The organism is Enterobacter sp. ku-bf2 (assembly GCF_001742765.1).
In the GTDB taxonomy this organism is placed as follows: Bacteria; Pseudomonadota; Gammaproteobacteria; order Enterobacterales; family Enterobacteriaceae; genus Enterobacter; species Enterobacter quasiroggenkampii.
The window spans coordinates 1,650,496-1,662,443 of sequence record NZ_MDVW01000001.1 but is presented as its reverse complement, the minus strand read 5'-3'; the positions used below and the strand labels follow the sequence as shown (position 1 = coordinate 1,662,443).

At 57.2% G+C, this 11,948-nt stretch carries 12 protein-coding genes; 8 read left to right on the top strand and 4 right to left on the bottom strand.

The window, feature by feature from the left end; genetic code table 11:
* Positions 1 to 105: 105 nt before the first annotated feature.
* Complete coding sequence (gene modF, locus BFG58_RS07910; protein WP_069719591.1) at positions 106 to 1,578, bottom strand: molybdate ABC transporter ATP-binding protein ModF; 1,473 nt, start codon at positions 1,576 to 1,578, stop codon at positions 106 to 108.
* A gap of 67 nt (positions 1,579 to 1,645) precedes the next feature.
* Complete coding sequence (gene modE, locus BFG58_RS07905) at positions 1,646 to 2,434, bottom strand: molybdenum-dependent transcriptional regulator (RefSeq protein ID WP_069719590.1); 789 nt, start codon at positions 2,432 to 2,434, stop codon at positions 1,646 to 1,648.
* Positions 2,435 to 2,561: 127 nt separating this feature from the next.
* Here modE and BFG58_RS07900 point away from each other — a divergent pair, with 127 nt between their 5' ends.
* From BFG58_RS07900 to modC, 4 genes are all read left to right on the top strand, one after another.
* Entirely contained in the window at positions 2,562 to 2,711 is a 150-nt protein-coding gene (locus BFG58_RS07900; RefSeq protein ID WP_008501118.1) for an AcrZ family multidrug efflux pump-associated protein, read from the top strand.
* Positions 2,712 to 2,889: 178 nt separating this feature from the next.
* Positions 2,890 to 3,663, top strand: coding sequence for a molybdate ABC transporter substrate-binding protein (gene modA, locus BFG58_RS07895; RefSeq protein WP_048026983.1), 774 nt, complete (start codon positions 2,890 to 2,892; stop codon positions 3,661 to 3,663).
* Positions 3,663 to 4,352 (top strand): molybdate ABC transporter permease subunit, encoded by a 690-nt coding sequence (modB, locus tag BFG58_RS07890; protein ID WP_069719589.1) that lies wholly within the window; start codon positions 3,663 to 3,665, stop codon positions 4,350 to 4,352. Before modA ends, modB begins: the two co-directional genes overlap by 1 nt.
* Positions 4,353 to 4,354: 2 nt before the next feature.
* Positions 4,355 to 5,413: a molybdenum ABC transporter ATP-binding protein ModC gene (gene modC / locus BFG58_RS07885; RefSeq protein ID WP_069719588.1), complete on the top strand. Its 1,059-nt coding sequence runs from the start codon at positions 4,355 to 4,357 to the stop codon at positions 5,411 to 5,413.
* Here modC and BFG58_RS07880 read toward each other — a convergent pair whose 3' ends face one another.
* The gene (locus tag BFG58_RS07880) at positions 5,414 to 6,232 is read right to left on the bottom strand and encodes a pyridoxal phosphatase (protein ID WP_069719587.1); all 819 of its coding nucleotides are present in this window, start codon (positions 6,230 to 6,232) and stop codon (positions 5,414 to 5,416) included.
* 140 nt (positions 6,233 to 6,372) lie between these two features.
* Here BFG58_RS07880 and pgl point away from each other — a divergent pair, with 140 nt between their 5' ends.
* Positions 6,373 to 7,368 carry a 6-phosphogluconolactonase gene (pgl, locus tag BFG58_RS07875; RefSeq protein ID WP_045909472.1) on the top strand — a complete coding sequence of 332 codons (996 nt, stop codon included), beginning with the start codon at positions 6,373 to 6,375 and terminating at the stop codon, positions 7,366 to 7,368.
* Between the two features lie 123 nt (positions 7,369 to 7,491).
* Here pgl and BFG58_RS07870 read toward each other — a convergent pair whose 3' ends face one another.
* Positions 7,492 to 8,775, bottom strand: a complete 1,284-nt coding sequence (locus BFG58_RS07870) for a putative acyl-CoA thioester hydrolase (protein ID WP_045909473.1) — start codon at positions 8,773 to 8,775, stop codon at positions 7,492 to 7,494.
* A 224-nt stretch (positions 8,776 to 8,999) separates the two neighbouring features.
* Between BFG58_RS07870 and hutI the strand changes: the two genes are divergently transcribed.
* Genes hutI through BFG58_RS07855 form a run of 3 tightly spaced genes read left to right on the top strand, consistent with a single transcriptional unit; the run spans position 9,000 to position 11,912 of the window.
* Positions 9,000 to 10,223 carry an imidazolonepropionase gene (hutI, locus tag BFG58_RS07865; RefSeq protein ID WP_069719586.1) on the top strand — a complete coding sequence of 408 codons (1,224 nt, stop codon included), beginning with the start codon at positions 9,000 to 9,002 and terminating at the stop codon, positions 10,221 to 10,223.
* Positions 10,220 to 11,158: a formimidoylglutamase gene (hutG, locus tag BFG58_RS07860; RefSeq protein WP_069719585.1), complete on the top strand. Its 939-nt coding sequence runs from the start codon at positions 10,220 to 10,222 to the stop codon at positions 11,156 to 11,158. Before hutI ends, hutG begins: the two co-directional genes overlap by 4 nt.
* 19 nt (positions 11,159 to 11,177) lie before the next feature.
* Positions 11,178 to 11,912, top strand: a complete 735-nt coding sequence (locus BFG58_RS07855) for a histidine utilization repressor (RefSeq protein WP_069719584.1) — start codon at positions 11,178 to 11,180, stop codon at positions 11,910 to 11,912.
* Positions 11,913 to 11,948 lie beyond the last annotated feature (36 nt).

Genomic DNA, 11,948 nt, shown 5'->3' with positions numbered 1-11,948 from the left:
TTTTTAAAATCCGATTTTCAGCTGCCACGAGGCATTGTAGATCAACGGGATAGCAATGTATTAGTGCAGGTTATCTGAAAAACGGAGGGCGGTGCCCTCCGGGGGTCAATCGATTTTGCTTTGCAGATAACGATAGTGCTCACCATCCGGAACAAACTCCAGGCGATGCGTGATGCAGGAGGGGGCATCTTCGGCATGATGTGAAACAAACAGCAGCTGCGTTTCACCTTCGCTAATCAGCACGTCCACAAAGCGGCGGATAAGCTGTCGGTTCAACGGGTCGAGTCCCTGCAGCGGTTCGTCGAGGATCAGCAGCGTAGGGTGTTTCACCAGCGCGCGAACGATCAGTGCCAGACGCTGTTGCCCCCACGACAGGCTATGAAACGGCGCGTCAGCGACCCGGTTGTCCATGCCCAGGATATCCAGCCACTGCTGGGCCAGCTTGTGCTGTTTGTCCGACACCGCCTGATAAATGCCGATCGAGTCAAAATACCCGGAGAGGATCACGTTGCGTACCGTGGTACTGACCCGATAATCCAGATGCAGGCTGCTGCTGACATAGCCGATATGTTTTTTAATATCCCAGATGGTTTCGCCGCTGCCGCGACGCCGACCGAACAGCGTCAGATCGTTGCTATAGCCCTGCGGGTGATCGCCGGTGATCAGGCTCAGCAGCGTGGATTTCCCCGCGCCGTTGGGGCCGACAATCTGCCAGTGCTCGCCCGGATTGACCGTCCAGCTGAGGCGGTTAAGAATCGGGCGATCGTCATAAGCAACCATCCCGTCACGCAGCACGATGCGCGGCTGGTGGGGATCAAGCGCGTGGCGCGCCGACGGGGCGTCAGGTTCCGGAAGGGTAATACCGTCGAGCTGTTCGCTGTGGGCGAGCTGGGCAATCAGCGCCTGCTTAAGCAGCGCGGTTTTTTCGCCGGTCTCGGTCAGGTTACAGTCGGCCAGGACGCCCGCGTGCTGGATAAAGTCCGGAATTTCATCGAAGCGGTTAAGCACCAGCACGAGGGTATATCCCTGCTGATTAAGCGATGCCAGCAGGGACGCCAGCTGCGCCCGGGACTGCACGTCAAGACCGTCGAACGGTTCGTCCAGAATAAGCAGTTCAGGTTGGCTCATCAGCGCCTGACAAAGCAACGTTTTTCGCGTCTCGCCGGTCGAAAGGTATTTAAAGCGCCGGTCCAGCAGAGGGGTGATACCGAACTGTTCTGCCAGGCGCTCACAGCGGGCGGGGTCTTTCACCTCATCCTGTATAATTTCTGCGGTCGTGCGGCCGGTATCGTCTTCGCCAGGGCTGAGCAAATCGGTGTTGTTGCGCTGCCACTCGTCGCTGACCAGCTTTTGCAGTTGTTCAAACGACAGGCGCGTCAGACGCGTAAAGTCGCTCTGATATTCGCCCTTGAGGAGGTTGAGCTCTCCCGCCAGCGCACGGGCCAGCGCAGATTTACCGCTGCCGTTGGTGCCGACAAACGCCCAGCTTTCACCCGCGCGTAGTGTCAAATCAGCAATCGTCAGCGTTCGGGTATCGCTAAGACGAAACGTGCCTTGCGAAATATGCAATGATGACATGATTTATCCCTGTTTTTGCAGCAATAGATATCAGGGATACGCACTGTCGGTACGATTGTCAATGCGCTCAGCACAAAGTGGCGATAATCACCCGGTCCGCGTTGAAATACGCGGTGACGACAGCACCTTCTTCTAAGTCGTCCGACTCGCTGAGCGGTAGGGTCGCGCAAAGCGGTTGCCCGTCTGCCAGGGTCATGAGCACTTCGCACTGCGCCTGGCCGCGTTCGATGTGGCTGATTGTTCCCTGCAGCTGGTTATCTGCTGCCTTTGCCGCATCGGGATCGCGCGTGATAGTGACCCACGGCGCCTTCAGCAGCACCAACACCTCTTTGCCTTCATCCAGTTCAAGACGTTCCGCGCTTTGCGCCGTTATGGCGGCTTTCAGGCGGGTGGTGCCATCGGCAAGCAGGATCTCAATATGCTGCTGTATCTGCAGATTATCGCGTGCCGTCACCGTTCCAAACCACTGATTGCGGGCGCTGGTTTGTAGCGAGAAGCGGGAAATGGCGGCCAGCAGACTGTCCAGCGGCACGTTATCGTCATCGCTTAACACATCGAACGCTTTTTGCTGAATCTGGGCCAGCAGATCGTAAAGCTGAATAAGGCGCTGGCCATAACGCGTCACGATCGCACCGCCGCCACCTTTGCCGCCCGTGGCTCTGTCCACCAGCGGCTGTTCGCTCAGGGTGTTCATTTCGTTGATGGCGTCCCAGGCGCTTTTATAGCTGATGCCCGCGTTTTTCGCCCCCTGGCTAATCGAGCCTGTTTGTTCTATTTGTTTAAGCAGGGCGATACGTCGCGGATCGGCGAAAAGCTTTTGCTGAAGTCGGAGTGTGAGGAGAATTTCGGCCTGCATAACAGTGTCCTGGCAAAAAGGGTATTGTGACCCAAATGGTGCAGGGCGCAAAGGGTACCGCACAAAAGGGGATGTTTTTCTCAGTTGAAAGGATAGAATACGCTATTCACAATATCTGGAGAAAACCATGTTAGAGTTGTTGAAAAGTCTGGTATTCGCCGTGATCATGGTACCAGTAGTGATGGCCATCATCCTCGGTGCCATCTACGGCCTGGGTGAAGTGTTCAACGTCTTTTCGAACATTGGTCACAGAGACCAGGCTAAAAAGCAGCATTGATTCCTCCCAAAACGCCCGGCTTGCCCGGGCGTTTTGCTCTCAAGATTTTCCCGTTTTCGCCGATAATATTTAACGTATCACACCGGTTTACCTCTTCAGCGGTACGATTTAACGCTGGGATCTCCCTGATGTTACCGTTATATTAATGTGTATATAACGCTACTCACAGGAGTTAAAAATGGCACGTACCTGGGTACGCCTTTTCGCAGGGGCAACGCTGACGCTTTCACTTACCGGCCATGCGCTGGCGGACGACGGTAAAATCACGGTCTTTGCGGCGGCGTCGCTGACCAACGCGCTGCAGGATATCGCGGCGGCGTATAAAAAAGAGAAAAACGTCGAGGTGGTCTCCTCGTTTGCCTCTTCCTCGACGCTGGCGCGCCAGATAGAAGCGGGCGCACCAGCGGATCTGTTCATCTCGGCTGACCAGAAGTGGATGGATTACGCGGTGGAGAAGAAAGCGATTGATGCGGCAACCCGCGAAACGCTGCTGGGGAATAGCCTGGTTGTCGTGGCGCCAAAAGCCAGCGCCCAGGCTGACTTCACCATCAACAAAGAGACCCACTGGATAAGTCTGCTGAACGGCGGGCGTCTGGCGGTGGGCGATCCGGAGCACGTTCCGGCCGGGATCTACGCCAAAGAAGCGCTGCAAAAGCTGGGCGCGTGGGAGACATTGTCGCCGAAGCTGGCTCCGGCGGAAGATGTCCGCGGCGCGCTGGCGTTGGTGGAACGCAACGAAGCCCCGCTGGGCATTGTGTATGGCTCTGATGCCGTAGCCAGCAAGGGTGTGAAAGTGGTGGCAACGTTCCCGGAAGACTCCCACAAGAAAGTGGAATATCCTGTTGCGATTGTTGATGGACATAAAAATGCGACCGTGACGGCTTTCCGCGATTATCTGAAGGGGCCGGAAGCGTCCGCAATCTTTAAACGTTACGGATTTACGACTCACTGATGATATTGACCGATCCTGAATGGCAGGCTGTTCTGCTGAGCCTTAAAGTCTCTTCCCTGGCGGTTGCGCTGAGTTTGCCCTTTGGGATCTTCTTTGCCTGGTTACTGGTTCGCTGTCAGTTTCCCGGTAAAGCGCTGCTCGACAGCGTGCTTCATCTTCCGCTCGTGTTGCCGCCCGTGGTGGTTGGTTATCTGCTGCTGATTTCGATGGGGCGGCGCGGTTTTATCGGCGAGAAGCTCTACGACTGGTTTGGGCTGACGTTCGCTTTTAGCTGGCGCGGTGCGGTACTGGCGGCAGCGGTAATGTCTTTCCCGCTGATGGTGAGGGCGATCCGCCTCGCGCTGGAAGGCGTGGACATGAAGCTCGAGCAGGCGGCCCGCACGCTGGGCGCCGGGCGCTGGCGAGTCTTTTTCACCATCACGCTCCCCCTGACGTTACCCGGCATTATTGTCGGGACGGTACTGGCCTTCGCCCGCTCGCTGGGCGAGTTTGGCGCGACAATCACCTTTGTCTCGAACATTCCCGGCGAGACGCGAACCATTCCGTCGGCCATGTATACCCTGATTCAAACGCCGGGCGGAGAGGGCGCGGCGGCGCGGCTCTGTATTATCTCAATCGTATTAGCCCTTGTATCGCTGCTGGTGTCGGAATGGCTGGCGCGGCTCAGCCGTGAGCGGATGGGGAAATAAGCATGCTGGAACTGAATTTCTCCCAGACGCTGGGAAACCATACCCTGACGCTTAACGAGACGCTGCCTGCAAGCGGTATCACCGCCATTTTCGGCGTGTCGGGGGCGGGAAAAACATCGCTGATAAATGCCATCAGCGGCCTGACGCGCCCGCAGTCAGGACGGATTGTATTGAATAACCGCGTTCTGAATGACGTGGAAAACAAGGTGTATCTGTCGCCGGATAAACGCCGCATTGGTTATGTTTTCCAGGACGCACGCTTATTCCCACACTACAGCGTGCGCGGCAACCTGCGTTACGGCATGGCGAAAAGCATGGGCGGGCAGTTTGATAAGCTGGTGACGCTTTTAGGTATTGAGCCACTGCTTGACAGGCTGCCATCCTCGCTTTCCGGCGGAGAAAAACAGCGCGTGGCCATTGGCCGCGCGTTGCTGACCGCACCCGAACTGCTGCTGCTCGACGAACCGCTGGCCTCGCTGGATATTCCGCGCAAACGTGAGCTCCTGCCCTACCTGCAGCGCCTGACGCGGGAAATTAATATTCCAATGCTCTACGTCAGCCATTCGCTGGATGAGATCCTGCATCTGGCCGACAAAGTGCTGGTGCTGGAAGAGGGCAGCGTCAAGGCCTTCGGCAACCTGGAAGAGGTGTGGGGCAGCAGCGTAATGCACCCGTGGTTGCCCCGGGAACAGCAGAGCAGCATCCTGAAAGTGAGCGTGCTGGAACATCATCCGCACTACGCGATGACGGCGCTGGCGCTGGGCGATCAGCACCTGTGGGTCAATAAGATCGACAAGCCATTACAGTCCGCGCTGCGTATTCGTATTCAGGCATCTGACGTTTCGCTGGTGCTGCAGCCGCCGCTGCAAACCAGTATTCGAAATATCCTGCGCGCCAAAGTGGCGGAGTGTTTTGATGATAACGGCCAGGTGGAAGTGAAGCTCGAGGTGGGAAGCAGAACGCTCTGGGCACGCATCAGCCCGTGGGCCAGGGATGAGTTAGGGATCAAACCTGGCCTGTGGCTCTACGCGCAAATCAAGAGCGTCTCGATCACCGCCTGATTACAGCAGGTGGGTATAAATGTACTGCGCGATGCTGTCGGTGGTGTTGTCGCCAATCACCACGTTAGCGCGCGCTTTTACCGCGTCGTCGGCATTGCCCATCGCCACGCCCGTACCGACGGCTTCCAGCATGCTGATGTCGTTGTAGTTGTCGCCGAAGGCGATCGCGTCCTGCATTGACCAGCCCTGCGATTCTACATACTGCGTCAGACGCTTGCCTTTGCTGTTGCCTTTGCGGGCAATATCCACCTGATCGTGCCAGGACCATTCGCACTCCAGACCCAGCGTCTGTTCCACGTGTTTCGCGAAGGCATTCAGTTTGGTGGTGTCTTCATCCGTCAGGGCAAATTTCCAGATAGCCTCAACGTCCTGGGCTGCCTGACGCAGGGAAGATACCTGAGTAAAGACCGGACGCTGCGCTTCAGGCAGGGACAACGCCCAGTTGCTGGTGCGCACCACATGGCCGGTTGGGCGCTCGTACACCATCGCGTTATCCACGTACATCAGGCCGTGAATGGCATGCTCATCCAGCAGATCAATCAGTTGCAGCGCCTGGTGAACCGGCAGCGGGTCGGAGGCTAAAACCTTTTTTGCCTGATAATCATACAAATAAGTGCCATTACAACAAATTGCAGGTGTATCTAACGCCAGTGCCTGATAAAAAGGGTGAATGGCAACGTGATGTCGACCCGTTACGATAAGGAGTTGATATCCCGCTTCCTGTGCGCGTTTAAGCGCTTCCAGAGAAGAGGGGAGAAGGGTTTTTTGCGGCGTCAGTAAGGTACCGTCTAAATCCAGAGCAATCACACGCGAGGTCATTTGTTTTTCCGGGTTAATATTGAATTTACGTTTTGATGGGATGGTACACCGAGAGGCGAACGCTTCAAAACTCCTGTCGACAATTCAGCATTCACCGTCAAAAGTTAACTACTTTCATGCGCAGTGAGGAGTGAATATTCATGAAACAAACCGTTTATACCGCCAGTCCTGAAAGCCAGCAGATCCACGTCTGGCGTTTAAATACCGAAGGGACACTCACGCTGGTTCAGGTTGTTGATGTGCCAGGTCAGGTGCAACCGATGGTTATCAGCCCGGATAAACGTTTCTTGTACGTGGGTGTGCGCCCGGAGTTTCGCGTGCTGGCCTATCGCATCTCTCCGGACGACGGCGCGTTGACTTACACTGCCGAAGCCCCGTTGCCGGGCAGCCCAACCCATATCTCAACCGATCGTAAAGGCAACTTTGTCTTCAGCGGCTCTTATAACGCGGGTTGCGTCAGCGTAACCCGTCTTGAAGATGGCATTCCGGTCGAAACCGTGGATGTGGTGGAAGGGCTTGAAGGCTGCCACTCGGCGAATATCTCTCCGGATAACCGCACGCTGTGGGTGCCTGCGCTGAAGCAGGATCGTATCTGCCTGTTCACCCTGAGCGACGATGGTCACCTGGTGGCGCAGAATCCAGCTGAAGTCACGACGGTAGAAGGCGCAGGTCCGCGTCATATGGTCTTCCATCCGAACCAGCAGTACGCCTACGTGGTCAACGAACTGAACAGTTCTGTGGACGTATGGGAACTGAAAGATCCAAACGGTCAGATTGAGTGCGTGCAGACGCTGGACATGATGCCGTCTGATTTCTCCGACACCCGCTGGGCGGCAGATATCCACATTACGCCAGATGGCCGTCATCTGTACGCCTGTGACCGTACCTCCAGCCTGATTACCGTGTTTAGCGTTTCCGAAGACGGCAGCGTGCTGGCGGTTGAAGGTTTCCAGCCGACGGAAACCCAGCCGCGCGGCTTTAATATCGATCACAGCGGCAAATACCTGATTGCGGCGGGGCAGAAATCCCACCATATCGCGCTGTATGAAATTAAAGGCGAGCAGGGTCTGCTGGAAGAGAAAGGGCGCTACGCCGTAGGCCAGGGGCCGATGTGGGTGGTGGTTAACGCTCACTAAGCGGCTTAAAACAAAAAACCTCGCGAATGCGAGGTTTTTTTATGGCCGGTGGCACTGCGTTTACCGGGCCTACATAACCTGTAGGCCGGGTAAGGCGAAGCCGCCACCCGGCAAAAGGACTGCTTACTGCTTCGGCTCAGCAACCACTTTGCTACCCAGACCGCGGTTGTTGTACTCCCACATGCGGTTGAAGTTAGCGTCGTTCAGGTTACGCTGCACGTTCCCTTTATCGTCCACCGCACCGGTATTGCCGGAGAACGGACGTTTGGAGATCGCCGCATCCGCCCACGGTTTCGCCATGTTGAAGCCTTCGTTGATCACGCTGTCGCGGATCACAACCTGACCGTTGGTCGCAGCGTCCACGTCCAGGGAGCGTCCCAGCTGCGCCACGCCGTCACCGGCAGCGTTAAAGCGGCTGTTCACGGCCAGGAAGCCGAAGAAGAGGTTCGACTGGGTTGCCGGAGCAAACACGTAACCTTCCTGCTGAGTACGTGAGTTCACCACGCGGAAATCGGTGTTATCAAATACCACCGCGCCGCGGCCGGACACCAGATCCACATCACCTTCAACGTAGCTGTTGGTCACCAGCGTACGGGTCAGACGATTATTCTGCAGCGTGTTCTGTACACCGCTGTTGGTCACGAAGAAAGTGTTCTGACGACCCAGAATGTTGACGTTGTTAATCTGCACCTTATCGCCATCGCTGCGCAGCGCGACGGCCTGGTGGTTACCGGCGTCAACGCTGTCACCCAGGGTATTCTGGATGGTAAGGTTCTGCAGCTGCAGACCGTTATTCTGGGACCAGAACACCGCAGAGCACATCACGCCAATGGTGGCGGCACGCTTGCTCTGGCAGTTATCAAACATGTACCACGCCGGTTTACCCGGCATATATTTACCGGCCGGGTTCACAAGGTGACGCCAGGTGTTGCTGTCGATTTCGGAATCAATCGCCAGGCCAATTTTTACGTCGATCGCTTTTTCGCCCAGACCGTAAAGCGTAATGCTGCCCGGTGCCGCCGGAACATACACGGTGCCTTCATATTCACCTGGCAGGATCGCAATGTACTGGCGAGACGCGCTGTGTTTCGTGATGGCAGCATCTACCGCAGCCTGAATCGAGGTATGCGTTACGCCCTGCGCTCCCGCCGGGCCAACCACGAAGTCAGGCTGTTTCGGCAGGTTAATCGAGGACGGGGTCCACGGCGCAGCGTTAGGATCCATCGACGAGAAGTAGTGCGCACGGTCGAAGTTCTTCGCTTCATCAGCAGACAAAATCGGGCGGGAGGCCGTACCGGGCGCGACCTGCTCAGAAGGCCGCTGATCCGGTGGGGTTGAACTGCATGCGGATAATGTCACGCCAAAGGCGAGTGCTAACGCCAGACGGGAAATCCTGGAAATGTTCAAGGTGAAGCTCCTGGGTATGCAAGTCTTTACGGGATAGACGAAATAGCCTGCTTTTTTATACTAAGTTGAGCGAAACGGGAAGATAAAAAGGGTAAAAGTTGCATTTTTAGCCCAGGGACGGCGGGTAAGTGATCACAAATAAATAACATTTTCCGCAAAGTCGGTTGACAGCAGACAATAGATGAAAATAAATGTCTATACAACCTATGACAAGTGGAATGCCCATGCAGCAGATTCATCCCGACGATGTGATATGGCGAAATGCGCGACTGGCTACGATGGCACCGGACGTCTGTGCGCCCTATGGACTGAAAGAGCAACACGCCCTGGTCGTACGCGGCCACACCCTTCTGGCCGTGATCCCTGAATCTGACATTCCGGCCGGACACCGTCACTGTGTCGATCTTCAGGGACGTCTGGTCACGCCGGGCCTGATTGACTGCCATACCCACCTGGTGTTTGGCGGCGATCGCGCGGCGGAATGGGAGCAGCGTCTGAACGGTGTCTCTTATCAAACCATCAGCGCCCAGGGGGGCGGGATTAACGCTACCGTGACGGCGACGCGCAGCAGCTCGCCCGAAACCCTGCTTAAGCTGGCGCAGCAGCGACTTCAGCGTCTGATGAATGAAGGTGTCACCACGGTTGAAATCAAATCCGGATACGGTCTCAACGCCGAGGCCGAAGAGAAGATGCTGCAGGTCGCACGCCAGCTGAGCCTCAATAATCCGGTTGATATCAGCCCAACGCTGCTGGCGGCTCATGCGGTTCCGCCGGAATACCGACAGGATCCGGATGCGTACCTCACGCTGGTCTGTGATCAGATATTGCCCACGCTGTGGCAAAAAGAGTTATACGAATCAGTAGACGTGTTCTGCGAAAACGTCGGCTTTACGCCGTCGCAAACCGAGCGCCTCTTTAAGGCGGCGACCGCGCTCGGTATTCCGGTGAAAGGGCACGTCGAGCAGCTGTCGAATCAGGGCGGTGCGGCGCTGGTCAGCCGGTATAAGGGGCTCTCCGCCGATCATATCGAATATCTTGACGACGCAGGCATTCAGGCGATGGCGCAAAGCGGCACGGTTGCGGTCCTGTTGCCGGGCGCGTTCTATTTTCTGCAGGAGCGCCAGCGTCCGCCGGTGGAACAGCTAAGAAAACAGGGCGTGCCGATGGCGGTCGCGACCGACTATAACCCCGGAACCAGCCCGTTTGCGAGCCTGCACCTGGCGATGAACATGGCCTGCGTCCAGTTTGGCCTGACGCCTGAAGAGGCCTGGGCTGGCGTCACGCGGCATGCCGCGCAGGCGCTGGGCCGCGGTGAAACCCACGGACAGCTGCGGGCCGGGTTTGTCGCTGATTTCATCGTCTGGGATGCACACCATCCGGTAGAGATGGTCTACGAGCCGGGACGCAATCCGCTGTATCAGCGTATTTTCCGTGGGGAGGCAGTATGAGGTTATGGCGGCCCGTAGCCGAAACGGTCTGGCAGGGGCGCGACGACAGCGCCGAGGCCAGCAACGCAACGCGCATTTTCCAGACGATACGGCAGCAGGGAGCGTTCACGCCGCTATCATCCGGCATTGCGCTGATAGGCTTTGAATGTGATGCAGGCGTAAAACGCAATCAGGGCAGGCCCGGCGCTGTGCAGGCGCCTGATATGCTGCGAAAGGCGCTGGCGAATATGGCCAGCCATCAGGGACACGATCGGCTGGCGGATATGGGATCGGTCTACGTTGAAGGTGACGAGCTTGAGGCGGCACAGCAGACGTTAAGCGATGCCGTGACAGCCTGCCAGCGCTCCGGGATGCGCACGCTGGTCTTTGGCGGCGGACACGAAACCGCGTGGGCGCACGGTCGCGGCGTGCTGGACGCCTTCCCGAATGAGCGGGTTGTCATTATCAACCTTGATGCCCATCTCGATCTGCGCAAGGCCGAGCGGGCGACGTCCGGCACGCCGTTTCGCCAGCTGGCGCACTACTGCGATGAGCGCGGGCGGGCATTTCAGTACGCCTGCTTTGGCGTGAGCCGTGCGGCCAACACGCAGGCGTTGTGGGATGAGGCTGAACGCCTGAACGTCACGCTGGTGGAAGATCTCCATTTCAGGCGCGATGCACTGTCTGCGCTGGAAAGTGTGCTGGCGCAGGCCGATCGCGTCTACCTGACGATCGATCTGGACGTCCTGCCCGCCAGCGAAATGCCTGCCGTTTCCGCTCCGGCTGCGTTAGGCATTCCGGCACTGGATCTCCTCCCCGTCATCGAACATATCTGCCGTAGCGGTAAGCTCCAGGCCGCCGATCTGGTAGAGTTAAACCCGCAGTACGATCGGGACGGGCAGGGCGCTAAGCTCGCCGCCCGCCTGGCCTGGCAAATTGCTCACTGGTGGGCATAACACTATTCAAGGAGTCACGATGTTTTCACGCTCACCCCTGCCGCAGTCGAGCTCTCCCGCACCTTTCTACGAAAAGGTGAAGCAGGCGATCAGCGAAAAAATCGCCACCGGCGTCTGGCGGCCGCACGACCGCATTCCCTCGGAGGCCGAACTGGTGGCACAGTTTGGTTTTAGCCGGATGACCGTCAACCGGGCGCTGCGCGAGCTGACCGACGAAGGGCTTCTGGTGCGCCTGCAGGGCGTCGGGACGTTTGTGGCGGAACCGAAAGGGCAATCCGCCCTGTTTGAAATCCGCAGTATTGCGGACGAAATTGCCGCGCGTAATCATCAGCACCGCTGTGAGGTGCTGGTGCTCGAAGAGACCCAGGCCAGCCCCGAGCAGGCGGTAGAGCTGAATGTCAAAGAGGGAAGTCGCATCTTCCACTCCGTGATGGTGCATTTCGAAAACGACATTCCGGTGCAGATTGAAGATCGCTGCGTTAACGCCGAACGGATACCGGACTATCTGAACCAGGATTACACCCACACCACGCCGCATGCCTATCTTTCGCTTGTCGCACCGCTGACGGAAGGGGAGCACATTGTGGAAGCCGTGCGCGCCACGCCGCAGGAGTGCGAGCGGCTGCGCATTAAAGAGCACGACCCGTGCCTGCTGATCCGTCGTCGAACCTGGTCCTCATCGCACATTGTGTCGCATGCCCGGCTGCTTTTCCCGGGTAACCGTTACCGGCTGCAGGGCCACTTTATGTCATAAGTTTTATAAGCGTGATCGCTAACGCAATATAACAAA

Coding starts and splice junctions, on each gene's coding strand:
- modE (WP_069719590.1), bottom strand. CDS start 2,434: ATGCAGGCCGAAATTCTCCTCACACTCCGACTTCAGCAAAAGCTTTTC.
- BFG58_RS07880 (WP_069719587.1), bottom strand. CDS start 6,232: ATGACCTCGCGTGTGATTGCTCTGGATTTAGACGGTACCTTACTGACG.
- BFG58_RS07900 (WP_008501118.1), top strand. CDS start 2,562: ATGTTAGAGTTGTTGAAAAGTCTGGTATTCGCCGTGATCATGGTACCA.
- pgl (WP_045909472.1), top strand. CDS start 6,373: ATGAAACAAACCGTTTATACCGCCAGTCCTGAAAGCCAGCAGATCCAC.
- modA (WP_048026983.1), top strand. CDS start 2,890: ATGGCACGTACCTGGGTACGCCTTTTCGCAGGGGCAACGCTGACGCTT.
- modB (WP_069719589.1), top strand. CDS start 3,663: ATGATATTGACCGATCCTGAATGGCAGGCTGTTCTGCTGAGCCTTAAA.
- hutI (WP_069719586.1), top strand. CDS start 9,000: ATGCAGCAGATTCATCCCGACGATGTGATATGGCGAAATGCGCGACTG.
- hutG (WP_069719585.1), top strand. CDS start 10,220: ATGAGGTTATGGCGGCCCGTAGCCGAAACGGTCTGGCAGGGGCGCGAC.
- modF (WP_069719591.1), bottom strand. CDS start 1,578: ATGTCATCATTGCATATTTCGCAAGGCACGTTTCGTCTTAGCGATACC.
- modC (WP_069719588.1), top strand. CDS start 4,355: ATGCTGGAACTGAATTTCTCCCAGACGCTGGGAAACCATACCCTGACG.
- BFG58_RS07855 (WP_069719584.1), top strand. CDS start 11,178: ATGTTTTCACGCTCACCCCTGCCGCAGTCGAGCTCTCCCGCACCTTTC.